This window comes from Ammoniphilus sp. YIM 78166 (assembly GCF_004522215.1).
Taxonomy (GTDB): Bacteria; Bacillota; Bacilli; order Aneurinibacillales; family RAOX-1; genus YIM-78166.
Map to the genome: position 1 here is coordinate 123,183 of NZ_SDLR01000007.1, position 17,981 is coordinate 141,163.

Sequence of the window (17,981 nt, forward strand, 5' to 3'; positions counted from 1 at the left end):
TGTGGTGGGGAAAAGAAAGGGAAGAAAGATATGAACGAATTTTATTTTGTTAATCCGTTAGGTCAAAATATTTATCTCACATTTTCGCCTCAATTATTCTCTCCATTGCCGGATCACGTACTCATCCTTCCGTTATATAAAGATAAGTTACTTTTTACCTGTCATCCAGAGAGAGGGTGGGAGCTGCCTGGGGGGAAGGTAGAAGAAGGGGAAACGGCACAAGAAGCGGCGATACGCGAGGCTTGGGAGGAAACGGGAGCAAGAATATCGGTATTAACCCAACTGGCGGAATATCGGGTTAAAGATGGGGACTTGGGATTTAGTAAAGCGGTTTTTCTGGCCGAGGTCCTGGAATGGGGAGCACGTCCCCTTGAATTTGAAACCATCGATGCCGCTTTATTTCCTCTAGACTTGAATCTTAATCAGGAAGAATTTAGCCTATTCATGAAGGATGGAGTGGTCGGGCAGCTCCTGAAAAGGCTAAGCACCGAAACAAACTCCACGACATAGGATACTAGGAGAAAAAATGGGCGGGAGTTGAGCCAAAGCCATGTATCCTTGGATGGATGAAGTTCAACAAAAATACAATCTCTATATTTATCGTTTTCAGCCTACCTCTCAAGGGATCTGGATGGAGACCAACCGGGGACCGACCGTTATGCATGCCATTCCTTCCCCCTTGGTTCACAAAGAGGAGTTAGTTCAAGTGACATACCGGGTAATGCAACATACCGGGATGGTGACTCCCTTGTTACAGAGTCAGGAAGAGAAGCTCGTGAATACGATTAGCGGAGTGCCGAGCTATCTAATGCGGTGGCCTGCGGAAGAATCTGAATGGGTGGATTATGAAGGATTAGGCGAGGCGCTAGCTCAGTTCCATTTAGTGAGCCGATATCTAGAGAGGCGAGAGTCATCATCCGTTCAACTAGGAACGTGGGAGCAAAAATGGTTGAAAAGACTGAGAAATTTATATCATTCTCAACGAATGGCACATAGACGGGCTGGGAGAATGATTCCCTTGGATTCTTTCCTGCTTCAGAACTTCCAGTTGCTTACACAATCCTGTCAAACGGCCCTTTCCTATCTTCAGCGGGTTAACTATCAAGAGCTATGCTCCAGCTGTCAGACCGTCGGAAGGATTGCTTATGAGCGGTTTGGACATCATCAATTTATCGTTACCGAGCACGAACGTGTCATGTTCACCGATCCTTTTTCCTGGGCGGAAGATACAAGAGCTAGAGATATTGGAAACTTTATTCAAGACGATGTAAAAGAGTTTGGTTGGAATCCAAAGCAAATTTATTCCTTCATATCTGGCTATCACCGTGTTTCACCCCTACTGCCCGAGGAATTTTATCTAATGTATGCCATGTTTCATATGCCAGAGCGAGTAATGAAAAAACTAGAGGTTGCCTATAACCCACCCTCCTCATTGTTCTCGTTCTTTTCAAAGGAAAATCCAGAGCTGGAACAGGCAAGATTCGAGACTGAATCCCTAACCCTCCAAGATATGGTCGCAGACCTGAAAAGAAATGATACCCTCATCCGTGAATTTCCAGCTTTTTTGGAGCAATCATTCGCTGTTAGACTGTAGAAAAAAAAAAACAGATCCAGAGAGGTTTTCTGGATCTGTTTCCTTGTTTAAAATACTTGCTGTACTTCTTTGATTTCAGGAATTTCTTCGGTTAATGCTCGCTCAATACCCGCCTTCAGGGTAATTGTAGAGCTAGGGCAGCTTCCGCAAGCTCCCATAAGGCGAAGCTTCACCACGCCATCCTCGATATCAACTAATTCGCAATCTCCACCATCTCGCTGTAGAAACGGACGAAGCTTATCTAGAACTTCTTGAACTTGTTCATGTAATTCAGCCATGGTCATTCAACCCCTTTCTAATTCTCTATTATAGTATCCTTTTGTGCATAAATCCATGAGTTTGAGCACATTTGACAATTCGAGTATAATGAAACAAAAAATAAAGGGGATGGTTAAGTGGTTCAAGTAATTGTCTATGGAGCGCAAGAGCTTTGCGCAAGCTGTTTGCACGCCCCCTCCTCGTTGGAGACTGCAAGCTGGCTTGATGCCGCTCTAAAAAGAGTTTATGATGAGCATGCTATAGAGGTTCGTTATGTTGATATCCATCAACCAGAGAACCCGGAGGACCAGCTTTTCTCTAAACGAGTCATTGAGGAAGACCTATGGTATCCCGTGGTTGTGATTCAAGGAGACGTCGTAACGGAGGGTAATCCGGATTTAAAGGTGATTTATAAAAAGCTGGATGAGCTAGGTATCTCCAGGTCGGAATAGGGGAAGGAAGCTTTCATGACGATCATGATTGAATTTTGTCAGGCTAATTTTTCTACCTGTTCAGATCAGGTTATGGCGAAGCTACAATCCGATTCTGTCCTACTTGATGATCTAGGGGAAATTGAGGCCATTGAATATGGCTGTCTAGGTAATTGTGGACAGTGCTACATCCAGCCTTTCGCTATGGTGGAGGGTTCCATTGTAGCTGGGGATACGCCTGAGGAACTACTGGAGGAAATTAAGGCCCAGGTGAAAAGGAAGCAAGAAGAGGACAGAGCATGGAGAGATCTAGGCTTTTAGCACTTTCCTAGAGAACCTCGTACGAATGCAAGGAATATGTTAGTTTAACAGTATGTAGACAGTTGAAACCTTGAGGAATATAGGATTTGTCTGTATACTTTTAACATAACCCTAAAGGAGGGATTCCCATGATTGAAATTACCGAAAGTGCAGGTAGTAAAATTAAAGAACTTCTTACCAGTCAGGAAAACCCCGCCTTATTTCTACGTGTTGGAGTTCAAGGCGGCGGCTGCAGCGGATTAACATACGGTATGGGCTTCGACGAAGAACAAAAAGAAACAGATCAAGAATTCGAGCTACACGGCATTAAGGTGGTCGTGGATGAAGATAGCCTAAAGCTGCTCAAAGGCACTCGAATCGATTACAAAGAATCCATGGTGGGCGGCGGATTCACCATTGATAATCCCAATGCGATTGCCACCTGTGGGTGTGGAACAAGCTTTAAAACAGCTACAGAAGAAGGAACCCCTGAGAAGTGTGAATAATAGGCTGGTTGGAGCATCTCTATTTAGGGATGCTCTTTTTGTTATATGTAGAAACAAGCCCATTAAAAAAAGCCCAGGTGGGCTTTTTAGGAATTACGAGCACCAAGTATCAAATTATAAGCTACATAAGTAGCCATAACCCCAAAAGACAACATCGCAGCGATGATACCTTCCATGGAGAAGCTAGTGCCCCAGAGGAGAAGAGCGGGCAAAACCAGCGTCATGATGACCAGAAATGCGATATATAAGGCGTTGATGGTTGTGCGTGACATGGACCGTCCCTCCGTTTTCTCTTTACTTTTAAGTTACCTAAGACGAAGGAATGATATGTAAAGTAATGAAGACCAAAAAAAGGATTATGGATCAAGTAATGGATATAAGGGGAGTGAAGTTATAGGGCAGCAATGAGGGGTGTGATTTTAGCTGTGGGGCGGGTTGACTCTAAAGTCCTCTGAGCTTTCCGAGGTCGGGATGCGGGCACTAAAGCCGTTGTTTGGTGCCGGCCAAGCTTCTCGAAGCCTAGATCCGGGCACCAATCCGGTTGTTTGATGCTCTTCAGGACTCCGGTTGTCCGGATCGGGGCACCAATCCCGTTGTTTGGTGCCCTCCAAGTTCTCGAAGCCTAGATCCGGGCACCAATCCGGTTGTTTGATGCCCTTCAGGACTCCGGTTGTCCGGATCGGGCACCAATCCTGTTGTTTGGTGCCCTCCAAGACTCCCGAGGCCCGGATCAGGTCACCAAAGCGATCGTTTGATGCCCTCCAGACTTCTCTGAGCCTAGATCCGGGCACCAATCCCGTTGTTTGGTGCCCTTCAGGACTCCGGTTGTCCGGATCGGGCACCAATCCTGTTGTTTGGTGCCCTCCAAGACTCCCGAGGCCCGGATCAGGTCACCAAAGCGATCGTTTGATGCCCTCCAGACTTCTCTGAGCCTAGATCCGGGCACCAATCCCGTTGTTTGGTGCCCTTCAGGACTCCGGTTGTCCGGATCGGGCACCAATCCTGTTGTTTGGTGCCCTCCAAGACTCCCGAGGCCCGGATCAGGTCACCAAAGCGATCGTTTGATGCCCTCCAGACTTCTCTGAGCCTAGATCCGGGCACCAATCCCGTTGTTTGGTGCCCTTCAGGACTCCGGTTGTCCGGATCGGGCACCAATCCTGTTGTTTGGTGCCCTCCAAGACTCCCGAGGCCCGGATCAGGTCACCAAAGCGATCGTTTGATGCCCTCCAAGCTTCTCGAAGCCTAAAGAAACAATGTTGACTGTGGTTCGAAAGACAAATACCCCCTAGCTCAGCTCTTAGGGGGTATTGTCTATGCCATTTTTCTTATAAATTCATCGAGCTACTATGACCTGGCTGAACTTTCGCTTCAGGATCAATGTAGGATTTGGCATTGTTAACCGCCGTTGGAGCTTCGCCGAAGCCAACTGCGATCAGTTTCACTTTACCGGGGTAGGTGGCAATATCACCCGCTGCATAGATGCCAGGGATGTTAGTTTCCATTTTGGAATTAACAACAATGCTGCCTTTTTCAAATTCTAAGCCCCAATTTTTTATCGGGCCTAATGAAGAGATGAAACCGAAGTTTACGATTACGGCATCGACATCAAGGGTTTTTGCCTCTTGGGTTTTGCTGTTCTGGATCTTAACCTGTCGACAAGCATCATCACCCACCAAGTCGCTTAACTCAAACGGAGTGAGGACGTTCACCTTGGAATTCATGAGATTCTCTACACTATGCTCATGTGCACGAAACTTATCACGACGATGGATTAAGTGGACTTCCTTGGCAATCGGCTCCAGCATTAAGGCCCAGTCTACTGCAGAGTCGCCGCCGCCAAATACAGCTACCCGTTGGCCCGCAAACATGTTCAGATCGGTTACGAAGTAATGGAGGTTTTTTCCCTCGAATTGGGAAGCCTTGGGATGATCTAACCGACGTGGTTCAAAGGCCCCAACGCCAGCGGTAATAATGATCGCTTTAGAGAAGTGAACTCCTTTATCAGTTGTAATTTCAAATTTATCTTCCTGCTTCTCTACATTTTGTACTCGCTCCTCGAGGGAAAGAGTGGGTTCAAAATGCATCGCTTGCTCCTTAAGGGCATCCACTAGCTCTTGTGCAAGAACTTTCGGAAACCCTGCCACATCATAAATATACTTTTCGGGATAGAGAGCGGAGAGCTGTCCACCTAGTTGGGGCATACTTTCAATGATTTTTACGGTGCATTGGCGCATTCCACCATAGAAAGCTGTAAATAAGCCAGCGGGACCCCCACCGACGATTGTAAGATCATAGACTTTCTCATCACGATAAAGACTCATTGTTCAGGCACCTCCACAGATTGGAAAATCTCCTAAAGATCAAAGGTTCTTATGTTTCTGGCCAGAGCACTACCCTAATGAGGATTATCTGTTAAAATTTTACTTCTTCTCATTATACAAAGGACTGTCTTGTTAGGAAAGATTAAATTCTAAGAAAATAGTGAATACCGAATTATTTTGTGTTGACACGATGCTATTGTTAATCTTAAAATTTTGTATAGAAATTCACGTGCTTTGTGCAAAATTTCACTTGTCAAATTTTCCATTTCACCTTACAATAGAAATATGAACGAATTGTGAAAAGTTTCTCAAACAAGATCTGCTTGCAGGTTGAGGAAAAAACTGACGGGGGTCAGCCTTTCTCAGCAGGAGAAAATAAGTGAAAAAAGGTACAAAGTCATTTAAAAAAATAAAATTGGATGTGATGGGATGAGTACAAAAATCGTAATTTTAGGTGCCGGATACGGCGGTATTATGACAGCGGTGAAGTTGCAAAAGATGTTAAATTACAATGAAGCACAAGTAACATTAGTGAACAAACATAATTACCATTATCTAACAACCTGGCTCCATGAACCAGCCGCAGGAACTCTCCATCATGACAACTGCCGCATTGATATTGATACGGTTATTGATAAAAATAAAATTAACTTCGTTAAGGGTACGGTTGAGAGCATTCAACCAGAGCAGTGTACCGTTTCGTTAGCTGATGGCACTTCGATCGATTATGACTATCTGGTTGTAGGACTTGGAAGTGAGCCTGAAACATTTGGAATCCAAGGGCTTAAGGAACATGCTTTTAGCATTCGCAGCATCAACAGTGTTCGCATGATTAAAGAACATATTGAGTATATGTTCTCGAGATTTCGCAATGAGCCGAACCGTACAGATTTCCTTACCTTCATTGTAGGGGGAGCTGGGTTTACCGGAATTGAGTTTGTCGGGGAATTAGCCGACCGTATCCCTGAATTGTGCAAAGAGTTTGATGTGGATCCAAGCTTAGTTCGCATTTACAACATCGAGGCAGCTCCAACTGCCCTACCTGGATTTGATCCGGAACTGGTTGACTACGCTATGAACATTCTTCGTGACAAAGGTGTGACATTTAAGATCAATACACCCATTAAAGAATGTAATCCAGATGGCGTTATCTTAGCGGACGGAGAAGAGATTAAAGCTGGAACGATTGTCTGGACCGGTGGTGTTCGCGGGAACTCCATTATTGAGAAGTCTGGCTTTGAAGTAATGCGCGGCCGCGTGAAGGTAGATGACTACTTACGCGCTCCAGGCCATGACAATGTATTTATCGTAGGAGACGGCGCTTTAATCTTCAACGAGGAAAATGGCCGTCCATATCCGCCAACGGCACAGATCGCGATGCAGCAAGGGGATAACCTAGCCGCTAACCTTGTATCCATTGTCCGCGGAAATGGACAGTTGAAGAAGTTTGTTCCAGAACTTAAAGGAACGGTTGCTTCTTTAGGTAAAGGGGAAGCGATTGGGATTGTAGGAAACAAGAAAATTTACGGTAACACCGCTGCATTGATGAAAAAGGTCATTGACCATCGCTACCTCTATCTATTAGGTGGAGTAGGTTTGGTTCTAAAGAAGTCAAAGTTTTAGGTGAATCCTTATGCGCCATGCCAGCATTCAAGTTCGATCCAAGCTTACCAAAGATGAACTAGAACGATATGAGAATTTGTTTGAAGTCGGTAAATTCCTCGAAAGTCAAAACCGCTACGATCTAGCGTATACCGTTCAACGGGAAGTGGACAGTTTAATCCAACCGGCCATTGAGCGTTTAAAGGAAGGCAGCAAGGAGCGCGATCGGCTCACAGAGGAATTTAGAAATCAAAGTGAAGAGAAATAAGCAAGGCGTGCTGTTCTCCAAGTTAGAGCAGCACGCTTTTTTTATTAGAGTTGGTTTAGCAGTATAAAGAGCTGAAGAGATTATCATATTATAGGAAAAATGAAGTGGTTACGCTTTCATCAAAGCAGAACAACCAAAATGGAGGTTGCTTTATCTGTGATATTTGTTAAAATAATCTGAAAATATGTTAGAGAGGGCGATATGCATGCAACAACAACATTGTCCATATTGCGTGGGAAGAGGGTATTTTCAACTCATTACGGGTGGATCTGAGACCTGTCCATCTTGCGAGGGTACAGGAAGCGAGAAAGAAGAAGCTCGCGAAGAAATGGCAACTTAAGCTGACAGGAGGAAAGGGGTGCATTTTGCACTCCTTTTGATTATTTTCAGGGTTTCATTGACCAAGCTTTAAGAATTCAGTAAACTGAGGAATGAAGGTTTAAGGAGGTGTGAGAGATGAATATTCCCCAATTAATTATTTCCATCCCCCTATTTCTTGTACTGGCTTTTGGAATAGGATTTATATTGAATATGTTGATTAAAACCACGTGGCTTCCTTTGGTCATTTACGCTCTTTTGCTTGTTTATTTAATCATAAGCATGGGAAGTTTGCTTGTTGTTGACTATATCATTCTTACTTCCGGGTTGGCCGGAGCCGTGTTAAGTGGTGTGACCATTCGCGTTTTAAGGGCGAAAGGATATCGAATGTTTTAAATGGAGCAAGGTCACGATTTGTGGCCTTGTTTTTTGTTTCCCCTTCTTTTTCCCTTCTCTTTTCGTATATTTCCCTTCCATTCTGGGGACGATGTGAATACGGAGAGGAAATAGAGAAGAAGGTGAATAAAAAAAATATGAAATTAGTCCATACAACCTATGTCATTACGACAGTTATATTTTTGTTCGTTGCTGTGTTTTTATTAACCGAACAATCCGTTCCTTTGAAAGAGCCCTTGGGGATGAAGCAGAAGCAAGTGCAGCATAAGCCAGAGGTAGAAGAGAATCGAACGACTAGTCCAGAGAATTTGTTGGGGCAACTTGAGAAAGTGAACGTCGTCGCCACTGGTTATTACGCTGGTGTTGAATCGACGGGAAAGGATTCGAGCCACCCGCAATATGGCATTACATATTCCGGCGCGAAGGTTGTACGGGGAGAATACTCAACCATTGCGGCTGATTTGAACCTGTTCCCATTAGGGACCATTCTTTATATTCCGGGGTACGGATATGGCGTGGTTGCCGATATCGGTTCGGCGATCAAAGGAAATATCATTGACCTGTATTTTGATACTAAAGAAGATGTGTTCAGCCAATGGGGAAAGAAGTCCGTTGATGTTTATGTAGTCAAACGCGGGGATGGGTACGTAAATGACGCCATGATACAAGAACTAAATTCAAAGCAGGTCGTGCAAGTCAACACGCAAGTGAATTAATGATCATTTAAAAAGGCTGATCTCTAGATGTCAGTTTCTGACCCCTAGAGACAGCCTTTTTTAAGGTATTTCTAAAACATAACCTAGTCCAAGAGCGATAACCACACCCAATGATCCGCCGATAAGCACCTCAATCGGCTGATGGCCAAGAAGCTCTTTTAGCTTTTCTCGTTTTTGTTGCTCGGCACCTGTCCTAAACAGCTTGAGCTCTTCTTTTATTAAATGGAAGTCGTCGAGTAAGATATTAAGCAGCGCAGCATGTTGACCGGCATGACGGCGTACTCCCGCGGCGTCAAACATGACAATAACGGCGAAAATGACAGAGATGGCAAAATAGGTGGAGCCAAAGCCTTCTGTAATTCCTACGGCGGTGGCTAAGCTGGTGACGGCAGCCGAGTGCGAGCTGGGCATACCTCCTGTGCTGAACAAGAGCCCCCATTTCCAGGTACGGCTCGTAAAAAAATGAAGAGGAATCTTTATCGCTTGAGCTAGCGTTATTCCGGCTAATGAAGCCCATAGCGGATAGTTTTGCAATAATGACATGGAGTTCTTCCTTTCTTTTTCCGGTCCCTATTTATCTATGTTAATACAACTGGCTAGTGAAATAAAGGGCATTATCAATAAGATTCTCTCATTTTATCCATTGTTGAACATGCTTATTAACAATTGGTAAGATAGGAGAGTGATGGATGAATTTTGGAGGTGCGTCAAAATGGAAGTCAAATTTTCCACTCATAAATGGAATGAGATGGCTACGGACTGTTTAGTCATAGGGATTCCAGAAGGATTAAAGCAGCCAAAGGGGCCGCTGCAACCCTTGGATGCCCTGCTGGATGGACAACTTGCTGCGTTATTGGCTGAGGGGGATCTCACCGGGAAAAGCAAGGATACCTTATTGCTACATACATTTGGGAAAATAAGCTGCAAGCGCATTTTATTTATCGGCTTGGGTCAGTCGGTAACTTTTGAATCTTTACGCGAAATAGCGGCACGCGCAGTACGAACAGCGCTCAAAAGTAAGGTATCCCATCTGGCCCTTGCACTAGACAGCTTTATGACTGATGGTGTTTCTGAACAGGAAACGGCGCAAGCGTTGGTTGAAGGCTCTCTGCTTGGAGGCTACCGGTTTAAAGGATACGCCTTAGAGGAAAGAAACGATCATCGCTTGAGCCGCTTGTCTATCGTTTGCCAGGAAGGGCAAACATCGGAAGTAGAGGCAGGAGGGAAGCTGGGAGAAGCGATGGCGAAAGGAACCAATCTAGCGCGGGAACTCGTGAATATCCCGGGCAACCTGCTGACCCCTACAGGGATCGCGAGTGCGGCAGTAGAAGTCGCCCAGCGCTATGGGATGGAATACGAAATCCTAGAGCGAGAAGATATGATTCGGTTGGGCATGGGGGCATTGCTCGGAGTTGCCCAAGGAAGTGCACAGCCTCCTAAGCTCGTCGCCATACGGTATAAAGGTCGTCCGATCTGGGAAGAGGTGCTTGGCTTTGTAGGCAAGGGAATCAGCTTTGATACCGGTGGTATCTCCTTGAAGCCACGCGAGGGCATGGAAGAGATGATTGGCGATATGGGAGGAGCGGCGGCCGTCATTGGGGCTCTAGAGGTAATAGGTCAGCTAAAGCCAGAAGTCAATGTACTGGCTGTTATTCCTTGTGCTGAGAATATGCCTTCAGGAACCGCACTTAAGCCAGGTGATGTCATTACCACGATGAGTGGAAAAACGGTGGAAATCCTCAATACAGATGCGGAGGGACGTTTGGTCCTAGCGGATGGGGTGTCCTATGCCAAGCGCCTGGGAGCAGATTATCTAGTAGACGTGGCTACCCTTACCGGCGCCGTTCTGGTCGCTTTAGGGACATGCACAACGGGCGTGGTGACAAACAACGAAGCATTCGTAGAAGAAGTAATGGAAGCTGCCGCTGAGGCAGGCGAAGCGGTTTGGAGACTGCCATCCTTTGATCCTTACAAAGAACAGATCAAAAGCAAGGTTGCTGATCTGAAAAACACAGGGGGTCGATACGCGGGTAGCATTACGGCTGGATTGTTCATTGGCGCGTTTGCCGAAGAAACGCCTTGGGTTCATCTCGATATCGCAGGAACCTCCTGGGCAGAGAAGGATACGGATATGTCGCCCCCTGGGGGAACAGGGTCCATGGTCCGAACGTTAGCCCTTTTGGCCATGGGAAGGGCCTAAAAACGAATAAAATCTAAAAATGTAAAAATAAAGTTCGTGATTTTTATAATTATGGGCTTTATTTTTTTGTTATCTTTCGGTATAATTTGATCCATAAACGAATAACAACTCGTATAGTCGCAGGAATATGGCCTGCAAGTCTCTACCAATCTACCGTAAATTGATTGACTACGAGTGAAACGTATCGATGGGCATGCCCGAATGATCGTCTTTCACGCGTAGTGTAGAAGGCGATCATTCGGGTTTTTTACTTTTTAGAGAGAAACTTAGCTTCTGGGGGGAAACAAGACGTGGATTTGCTAAAAGAGAAAATTAGAACGGAAGGATTGGCCTTATCTGAAGAGGTTCTTAAGGTAGACTCTTTTTTAAATCACCAGATCGATCCGTTATTGATGACTGAGATGGGCAAGGCATTTGCCGCCTACTTTAACAAAGGGAAAAAAATTACGAAGGTCCTTACTATCGAATCTTCCGGAATCGCCGTAGGACTAACAACCGCATTGGAACTAGGGGTTCCCCTTGTATTTGCGCGTAAGAAAAAGTCGTTGACGATGTCCAATGATTTATTTGTATCTAAAGTTTATTCGTTTACGAAACAAGAGGAAAATGAGATTACTGTTTCTAAACGTTTCATATCACCTGATGATCACATCTTATTGATAGACGATTTTTTGGCACACGGAGAAGCAGCGCTAGGACTAGCTTCTATTGTGGAACAAGCTGGAGCTACAGTTGCAGGAATTGGTATCGTAATCGAAAAGTCATTCCAAGCGGGGAATGAAAAGCTAACCAAGGCAGGCTATGATGTGTATTCATTGGCTAGAATCAAGAGCTTACAGCAAGGGAAAGTCGAATTTCTAGAGGAGGAATTGGTCTATGAATAATAAACCATTTTCGTACCCATGGTATAAGAAAGAAGATACGGATGCTTTTTTTGCCTTATTTCAAAACAACTTAGCTAACTTCGTGGTCATTGCTGTAACGATGTTGGGCATGGGTTTTCCGGCTGGCATCGTTTTTGGAAAGGTTATTCCAGGAGCAGCAGTTGCAGTTTTAGTTGGAAACCTATATTATGCCCACTTAGCGAATCGCTTAGCACATCGAGAAAAACGCACCGACGTAACGGCTTTATCCTATGGAATCAGTACACCTGTTATGTTTATTTTCTTGTTCGGCGTTCTGCTGCCTGCCAAGACGTTAACTGGGGATCCGGAAATGGCATGGAAGATTGCGCTGGCGGCCTGCTTCTTAAGTGGATTAATTGAAGCTTTAGTAAGCTTTAGTGGAAATTGGATTCGCGATCACCTTCCACGTGCGGCGATGTTAGGGGCATTAGCTGGGGTTGCCATTACGTTTATCGCAGGAGAAATGCTTTTTAAAACGTTTGAACTTCCCGTGGTTGGCTTGCTTGTTTTAGCCATTATCATTTTAGGTATCGTCGGCAAGATTGCCATGCCGTTTCGTATTCCGGCTTCTCTGTTTGCCATCGTGATTGGGACAGCACTAGCCTACGTATTGGGTCAAGCGAGCCCGGAAAAAGTGACCGAAGGACTATCTCATATTGGCTTTTACCCGATTCTTCCGTCTTTAGACTTCTTTGATGGGTTTACCTATTTGTTTGGAGCCATGATTGGTCTGTTTGCTGTACTATTACCTATTACTATCTATAATGCGATTGAGACGATGAACAATGTAGAAGCGGTAGCTGTTACAGGAGATCGCTATGATGTGAAGGAGTGCCAAGCCGTTGACGGAGTAGGAACGATGCTTGGAGCTGTATTTGGGGGACCATTCCCAACAACCGTTTATATTGCTTCCATCGGTTCTAAGTGGATGGGTGCGGGTCGTGGATATAGTATCCTAAATGGGATCGTTTACCTGCTAGCTGCTATGTTTGGGTTGGTGGCAGCGATGTCTGCCATTATTCCTGTGGCTGTTGTAGCGCCAATCCTTGTATTTGTTGGAGTTTCGATGGTATCCACAGCTTTCCAGTCCAACGAGACGAAATACTTCCCGGCTGTTGCTATCGCCATGTTGCCATACGTTTCCAACTACCTCATGACTCGTTTCAATGGAAAAGCCGGAGACGTTGTGGAAGGAATCTCAACGGGGATTGTACCGCTTGGACAGGGAGCCATGTTTACCGGTATTATTTTAGGGGCTATTACGGTATTTATCATTGATCGTAACTTTAAGAATGCAGCGGTTTTCTCTCTCGTAGGGGCAGTTCTTTCTTATATTGGTCTTATGCACGCGCCATCACTTGCCATCGGTGCGGCAAGTGATTTTGCACTAGGTTATGTGATTATGGGCCTATTCTTTGTATTTTATATGTTTGCATACAAGCAGGAAGCTTCTAATGATCTTACGAATCAAGAGAAAATGAAAAAAGTTTCATAAAAGGGAACAAGCTGTCGACCAAGTCTCGGCAGCTTGTTTTTTGCGTTGGAAATTCCTACGCACATTTGTATTCTCAGACAGGAAGGATTTTCCGCTTCGAAATGGAACAATATAGAATGTGGAAGATTACTTTTAAATTGGAGGGAAAGAAAATGGCATTTCAGAATCCAAGCAATGAAGAGCGAAAAAATATGCTAATCGATGCGAAAACCATCGCAGTCGTAGGGTTATCCGATAAACCGGATCGCACAAGCTACATGGTGAGCAAGGCGATGCAGGATAAGGGGTATAAGATTATCCCGGTCAATCCAGCGGTAACGGAAGTATTAGGGGAAAAAGCAGTGGCTTCGTTAGCTGAAATTCAGGAGCCCGTTGACATCATCAATGTATTTCGTAGAAGCGAAGATATCATGCCTGTCGCTGAAGATGCCGTGAAATATGGAAAAGCTAAGGTGTTCTGGCTGCAGCAAGGAATTATTAACGAGGAAGCAGCTGCCTATTGTGAACAGCATGGAATGAAGGTCGTAATGGATCAATGCATAAAGGTAGATCACGCGATCCTCGTACGCTAACTCTCTTTCCAGAAGGTGGCCGATTGCTTTACCCTATAAAATATGTAATAATCATAAGTACCTACTGCTTGCATACAGGTCACTGAAAGGAAAGGCTCTGGAAAAATATGCTGAATGTTCCAAATCACCTAGTTACTTCGCCGTACGAACAAAAAGTACGTTTATAAGGAGGAACTAGAATGACACATGGCCGCATCTCGAACGTAGCTAAGCATACGGCTGTTCCGCGCGATGTGCATCAATCTGATGCTGTTCACGGGGAAGTGGTTAGCTATCAATTGAGCCAGGAAGAACTGGGCAAATACAGAGCAATGCCAATGGAAAGTGAAAGATGGTCTGTATTTAAGATTCCCATGAGAGGGAAAAAAGCATAGATAGACTCAAATCAACCATGCCTACCCGGCGAATGACGGGTAGGCTTATTTTTTTCGTGGCAATCTATTCGTTGGGCTATTATACTAATAATTATTACTTAAAGATAAAAGATCGGTCATAAGGAGAGAGAACCGCATGACCTCACCACATTACAACGAACTTATTTTTGAAACCGAACTCAAGGTCTTGGAACGCGGCAAGGCCCATATGGAAAACCAAAACTTCATAGATCATGAGCTTAGGTCCCAGTATGAGGAATTGTTGATTCACTATGAAAAATTGTTGAAATTATCTCGCAAGGTTTTCAAAATCAGCGATGCCCAAGGTCGTGAACTGAAAAAAAGAGAGGCAGAAATTAAAAGTCTTTTGGATAACTCTAGCCAAGGATTCCTGACCTTTGGTGAAAACTTATTGGTACATAAAGAATATAGCGAAGAGTGTATTCGTATATTTGGCCAAAGAATTGAGAATAAGCGGATTACCGATCTGCTTTGCAGTGACCAGCTAGAGCTGAAAGATAAGATGGCGGAACTTTTAACCAGCATGTTTCGGCAACGATTCGAGGAAGCTCAGAATCAAGCGTTAAGTGAATTGCCGCAAATCCTGTTTATCCACAATAAGTCCGTTAGTATTGAGTACAAATGGATGGATAATGGAGAAGAAGCAGATATCATGATGGTGATCCTAACCGATGTCACCGATCGTCTTCAATCCAAAGCCAAGCTGGAATATCTGAGCTTTCATGACAGCTTGACTTCGCTTTATAACCGGGCATACGTTGAAAAAGTGCTCCCGCAGCTTATGGCGCCAAGCTTTTTGCCGTTCAGCCTCGTTGTTGTCGATATGAATGGATTGAAGCTTACAAACGATGTATTTGGTCATCAAAAAGGAGATCGGCTGATCGTTCAGGTTGCTCAGCTTCTGGGCAGCAGCTGTCGCAGTTCTGATATTATCTCTCGTTGGGGAGGAGATGAGTTTCTGCTGCTTCTTCCGAATACGAATGAAACCGAAGCCCAAGCGCTCATCGACAAAATAAAGGAAAATGGGAAAAACATGAGGACTGATTCGGTCGAGATCAGTGTTTCCTTGGGGGCCGCAACGAAAAAGCAGGAAACCATGAGTTTTGAAGAGCTTCTGCAAATAGCCGAAGCCCGAATGTATAAAAATAAACTACGAGAAAGCCTAGACTTTCGTCAACGCATCATGCACAACCTCCGACATCTGCTGGACCATCAGTGTTATATAGCCGATGGACATGCTCAAAGAGTCTTGCACATGGCTTTAAGATTTGCTGGCTTAACTGGGGTGGAACCCCATTCGTTTGAGTTCAAACAGCTTGACTTATTGGCAAGGCTTCACGATATTGGGAAGATCTCCATTCCTAAAGAAATACTGGGTAAAGAGGGACCTCTCACAGATGAAGAATGGGAAATCATGAAAAGTCACAGCGAGGTAGGCTACCGAGTAGCCCAGTCCATTGGTGAACAGGATGTGGCTAAAGCGGTCCTAGCCCTTCATGAAAGATGGGATGGAACAGGATACCCTTATGGGCTGTCGCAAGACCAAATCCCCTTTAGCGCTCGTTTAGTGGCAATCGTGAATGCTTTTGATGTCATGACCCATGATCAAGTGTACAAGAAGAAAAGGAGCCATGGTGAAGCTTTAGAAGAAATCGAAAGGCTTGCAGGTACGCAATTTGACCCCGAGCTCGCTCGGATTTTTATAGACTCGAGCCAAGAGATTATAAGCGAGAAGTCGTCCTAAGGGACGCTTCTCGCTTTTTTTAGCTTCACTAAACTGTAACAGGTACTTGTGATGACCATCACTACATCATCCAAGGCCCCGAGTTAGAATAAGGCATAAGCATTACGAAAGGTGGGCATGCACGATGTTTCCTACAAATTATAATGAAAATCCCTTTATTGTCATTTGGGAATTGACTCGCGCCTGTCAGCTCAATTGTTTGCATTGCCGGGCTGAGGCTCAATATATACGAGATCCAAGAGAATTAACCTTCCAGGAAGGGCAAAAGCTGATTGATGAGATTCGGCAAATGGGCAATCCCATGCTGGTCTTCTCGGGTGGGGACCCCTTAATGAGAGAGGATGTCTACGACTTGGCTGATTATGCGGTCAAACAAGGAGTTCGGGTATCCATGACGCCTAGTGCGACTCCCAATGTTACGAGAGAAGCGATTCGCAAGGCAAAAGAAGTCGGCCTCTCCCGCTGGGCGTTCAGCCTAGATGGACCGAACGAAGAGATTCACGACCGTTTTCGAGGAACCTCGGGTTCGTTTCAATTAACCATGAAAGCCATTGAGTATCTAAATGAATTGGAGATTCCCATTCAAATCAATACCACGGTATCCCGCTATAACCTCGAGCACTTAGACGCCATGGCGGCGTTAGTGGAACGGCTGAATTGCGTTCTTTGGAGTGTATTTTTCCTCGTGCCAACAGGACGGGGAAAAGACAGTGACATGATTTCTCCCGTAGAGCATGAGCGTGTTTTCCGCTGGCTGTATGAGTTAAGCAAAAAAGCCAAATTTGACATTAAAACCACAGCCGCTCAGCACTACCGCCGCGTCGTGATTCAGCAAAAAATGCGAGAGAAGGCCCAAGGCGCGGATGCCATACGCTATGAGGATGCCCTCACGAAGGGGCTCACAGGTCAAATCGATGGGCTTGGTCGCGCGCCTAAAGGGGTAAACGATGGCAATGGGTTTGTTTTTATCTCTCATATTGGGGATGTCTACCCCAGCGGCCTTCTCCCGATTGTCACGGGAAATGTCCGGGACCAGGGATTAGCGAGCATTTACAGGGAGTCTCCTGTCTTTCAAGCGCTAAGAAATCCTGATGGCTTCAAAGGAAAGTGCGGCGTATGCGAGTTCCGCCATGTATGTGGAGGATCACGTTCAAGAGCTTTTGCTATGACAGGCGATTATTTGGAAAGTGAACCGTTTTGTGTGTATATCCCAAAGGGGGTAACCTTATGAAACTGTTAATGCCGAAGCAGCATGGGGCATGGGCCATGCTTATTATTCCATTCGCTCTAGGAGTAACCGCCGGAAACCCGACATGGCTGCACCTTCCCTTATTTATTGGATGGCTGCTCTTATATCTTGCTTCCTATCCGTTATTGTTGGCTGTCAAAGGAAAGAATATAGGGTATTATGTGAAGTGGGCAACGATTTATATGGGGCTGGCGCTAATCGCCTTAGCGCTCCCCATCCTACAGGTGAAAGAATTGATAGCGTTTGGGGTGGCCATGATTCCTTTTCTCTTGATTAACTCGTACTTTTCCAAAGCGAATCAAGACCGTGCGTTGGTCAATGACCTCTGTGCCATTGCAGCGTTTGGAATCGGCGGTTTAGCAAGTTATTTTGTAGGAACGGGTCAGTTGGATCTAACCGCATTCTGGGTTTGGAGCTTATCGGTGCTGTTTTTTGTGGGGAGTACCTTTTATGTGAAAACCATGATTCGTGAAAAGCAAAATCCGATGTACCAATGGCTTTCTTGGGGCTACCACATCGTGTTAGTCGCTGGTTGCTGGGTAGCTGGCTTGCCTCTTCTAGCTCTGGCCTATGCGCCAAGCGCCGTGCGAGCCATTGGACTTTATGGGCGCAAAATGTCGGTCATAAAAGTAGGGGTATTAGAGATTGTCAATTCCGTCTATTTTCTATTGATACTCGTATTTTTCTTTTAAGAAGGTTTAGGTGGTGTAA

The 17,981-nt window shown here is 45.1% G+C and carries 24 protein-coding genes and 1 riboswitch; of the genes, 18 read left to right on the plus strand and 6 right to left on the minus strand.

The annotated features are described in order from the left end of the window. The first annotated feature begins 30 nt into the window (after positions 1-30). A complete protein-coding gene (locus tag EIZ58_RS26565; RefSeq protein WP_134704007.1) occupies positions 31-510 on the plus strand; it encodes an NUDIX domain-containing protein in 480 nt (159 codons plus the stop codon). Positions 511-550: 40 nt separating this feature from the next. Next, a complete protein-coding gene (locus EIZ58_RS26570) occupies positions 551-1,594 on the plus strand; it encodes a hypothetical protein (RefSeq protein ID WP_134704008.1) in 1,044 nt (347 codons plus the stop codon). Between the two features lie 47 nt (positions 1,595-1,641). Here the strand turns inward: EIZ58_RS26570 and EIZ58_RS26575 are convergent, their stop codons facing one another. Continuing rightward, positions 1,642-1,878, minus strand: a complete 237-nt coding sequence (locus tag EIZ58_RS26575; protein ID WP_134704009.1) for a NifU family protein — start codon at positions 1,876-1,878, stop codon at positions 1,642-1,644. 111 nt (positions 1,879-1,989) lie between these two features. Here EIZ58_RS26575 and EIZ58_RS26580 point away from each other — a divergent pair, with 111 nt between their 5' ends. From EIZ58_RS26580 to erpA, 3 genes are all read left to right on the plus strand, one after another. After that, positions 1,990-2,304: a DUF1462 family protein gene (locus tag EIZ58_RS26580; RefSeq protein WP_134704010.1), complete on the plus strand. Its 315-nt coding sequence runs from the start codon at positions 1,990-1,992 to the stop codon at positions 2,302-2,304. A gap of 15 nt (positions 2,305-2,319) precedes the next feature. Then, on the plus strand, positions 2,320-2,604 hold the full coding sequence (locus tag EIZ58_RS26585; RefSeq protein ID WP_134704011.1) for a YuzB family protein: 285 nt from the start codon (positions 2,320-2,322) through the stop codon (positions 2,602-2,604). Positions 2,605-2,732: 128 nt separating this feature from the next. Further along, positions 2,733-3,089 carry an iron-sulfur cluster insertion protein ErpA gene (erpA, locus tag EIZ58_RS26590; RefSeq protein WP_134704012.1) on the plus strand — a complete coding sequence of 119 codons (357 nt, stop codon included), beginning with the start codon at positions 2,733-2,735 and terminating at the stop codon, positions 3,087-3,089. An 86-nt stretch (positions 3,090-3,175) separates the two neighbouring features. On the opposite strand, the gene EIZ58_RS26595 is transcribed toward erpA, so the two are convergent. The 4 genes from EIZ58_RS26595 to EIZ58_RS26605 all read right to left on the minus strand — a co-directional run bounded on the left by EIZ58_RS26595 (position 3,176) and on the right by EIZ58_RS26605 (position 5,410). Next, positions 3,176-3,361, minus strand: coding sequence for a hypothetical protein (locus EIZ58_RS26595; RefSeq protein WP_134704013.1), 186 nt, complete (start codon positions 3,359-3,361; stop codon positions 3,176-3,178). A 147-nt stretch (positions 3,362-3,508) separates the two neighbouring features. Continuing rightward, positions 3,509-3,931: a hypothetical protein gene (locus EIZ58_RS26600; RefSeq protein ID WP_167577989.1), complete on the minus strand. Its 423-nt coding sequence runs from the start codon at positions 3,929-3,931 to the stop codon at positions 3,509-3,511. A 43-nt stretch (positions 3,932-3,974) separates the two neighbouring features. Beyond that, on the minus strand, positions 3,975-4,241 hold the full coding sequence (locus EIZ58_RS33885; protein ID WP_167577990.1) for a hypothetical protein: 267 nt from the start codon (positions 4,239-4,241) through the stop codon (positions 3,975-3,977). A gap of 173 nt (positions 4,242-4,414) precedes the next feature. Then, positions 4,415-5,410, minus strand: a complete 996-nt coding sequence (locus EIZ58_RS26605) for an NAD(P)/FAD-dependent oxidoreductase (RefSeq protein ID WP_134704015.1) — start codon at positions 5,408-5,410, stop codon at positions 4,415-4,417. A gap of 429 nt (positions 5,411-5,839) precedes the next feature. Here EIZ58_RS26605 and EIZ58_RS26610 point away from each other — a divergent pair, with 429 nt between their 5' ends. The 5 genes from EIZ58_RS26610 to EIZ58_RS26625 all read left to right on the plus strand — a co-directional run bounded on the left by EIZ58_RS26610 (position 5,840) and on the right by EIZ58_RS26625 (position 8,710). Then, complete coding sequence (locus tag EIZ58_RS26610; RefSeq protein WP_134704016.1) at positions 5,840-7,033, plus strand: NAD(P)/FAD-dependent oxidoreductase; 1,194 nt, start codon at positions 5,840-5,842, stop codon at positions 7,031-7,033. Between the two features lie 10 nt (positions 7,034-7,043). Continuing rightward, positions 7,044-7,280, plus strand: a complete 237-nt coding sequence (locus tag EIZ58_RS26615; protein WP_134704017.1) for a hypothetical protein — start codon at positions 7,044-7,046, stop codon at positions 7,278-7,280. Between the two features lie 205 nt (positions 7,281-7,485). After that, positions 7,486-7,620: a YuiA family protein gene (locus EIZ58_RS33890; RefSeq protein WP_167577992.1), complete on the plus strand. Its 135-nt coding sequence runs from the start codon at positions 7,486-7,488 to the stop codon at positions 7,618-7,620. 116 nt (positions 7,621-7,736) lie between these two features. Then, a complete protein-coding gene (locus tag EIZ58_RS26620; RefSeq protein ID WP_134704018.1) occupies positions 7,737-7,994 on the plus strand; it encodes a YuiB family protein in 258 nt (85 codons plus the stop codon). Positions 7,995-8,131: 137 nt separating this feature from the next. Further along, a complete protein-coding gene (locus tag EIZ58_RS26625; RefSeq protein WP_134704019.1) occupies positions 8,132-8,710 on the plus strand; it encodes a 3D domain-containing protein in 579 nt (192 codons plus the stop codon). 60 nt (positions 8,711-8,770) lie between these two features. Here EIZ58_RS26625 and EIZ58_RS26630 read toward each other — a convergent pair whose 3' ends face one another. Further along, complete coding sequence (locus EIZ58_RS26630; protein WP_134704020.1) at positions 8,771-9,253, minus strand: divergent PAP2 family protein; 483 nt, start codon at positions 9,251-9,253, stop codon at positions 8,771-8,773. 169 nt (positions 9,254-9,422) lie between these two features. On the opposite strand from EIZ58_RS26630, the gene EIZ58_RS26635 reads away from it, so the two are divergent. The 8 genes from EIZ58_RS26635 to EIZ58_RS26670 all read left to right on the plus strand — a co-directional run bounded on the left by EIZ58_RS26635 (position 9,423) and on the right by EIZ58_RS26670 (position 17,962). Then, positions 9,423-10,910, plus strand: coding sequence for a leucyl aminopeptidase (locus EIZ58_RS26635; RefSeq protein WP_134704021.1), 1,488 nt, complete (start codon positions 9,423-9,425; stop codon positions 10,908-10,910). Positions 10,911-10,999: 89 nt separating this feature from the next. Continuing rightward, positions 11,000-11,101, plus strand: a riboswitch (purine riboswitch). A 99-nt stretch (positions 11,102-11,200) separates the two neighbouring features. Further along, positions 11,201-11,794 (plus strand): xanthine phosphoribosyltransferase, encoded by a 594-nt coding sequence (locus tag EIZ58_RS26640; protein WP_134704022.1) that lies wholly within the window; start codon positions 11,201-11,203, stop codon positions 11,792-11,794. Continuing rightward, positions 11,787-13,310, plus strand: coding sequence for an NCS2 family permease (locus EIZ58_RS26645; RefSeq protein ID WP_134704023.1), 1,524 nt, complete (start codon positions 11,787-11,789; stop codon positions 13,308-13,310). Before EIZ58_RS26640 ends, EIZ58_RS26645 begins: the two co-directional genes overlap by 8 nt. A gap of 152 nt (positions 13,311-13,462) precedes the next feature. Then, positions 13,463-13,882, plus strand: coding sequence for a CoA-binding protein (locus EIZ58_RS26650; protein WP_134704024.1), 420 nt, complete (start codon positions 13,463-13,465; stop codon positions 13,880-13,882). Positions 13,883-14,061: 179 nt separating this feature from the next. Then, on the plus strand, positions 14,062-14,256 hold the full coding sequence (locus EIZ58_RS26655; RefSeq protein ID WP_134704025.1) for a hypothetical protein: 195 nt from the start codon (positions 14,062-14,064) through the stop codon (positions 14,254-14,256). A gap of 136 nt (positions 14,257-14,392) precedes the next feature. Beyond that, positions 14,393-16,021 carry a bifunctional diguanylate cyclase/phosphohydrolase gene (locus EIZ58_RS26660; protein WP_134704026.1) on the plus strand — a complete coding sequence of 543 codons (1,629 nt, stop codon included), beginning with the start codon at positions 14,393-14,395 and terminating at the stop codon, positions 16,019-16,021. A gap of 124 nt (positions 16,022-16,145) precedes the next feature. Next, positions 16,146-17,252: a TIGR04053 family radical SAM/SPASM domain-containing protein gene (locus EIZ58_RS26665; RefSeq protein WP_134704027.1), complete on the plus strand. Its 1,107-nt coding sequence runs from the start codon at positions 16,146-16,148 to the stop codon at positions 17,250-17,252. Beyond that, positions 17,249-17,962 carry a YwiC-like family protein gene (locus EIZ58_RS26670; RefSeq protein ID WP_134704028.1) on the plus strand — a complete coding sequence of 238 codons (714 nt, stop codon included), beginning with the start codon at positions 17,249-17,251 and terminating at the stop codon, positions 17,960-17,962. Before EIZ58_RS26665 ends, EIZ58_RS26670 begins: the two co-directional genes overlap by 4 nt. The last annotated feature ends 19 nt before the right edge of the window (positions 17,963-17,981 follow it).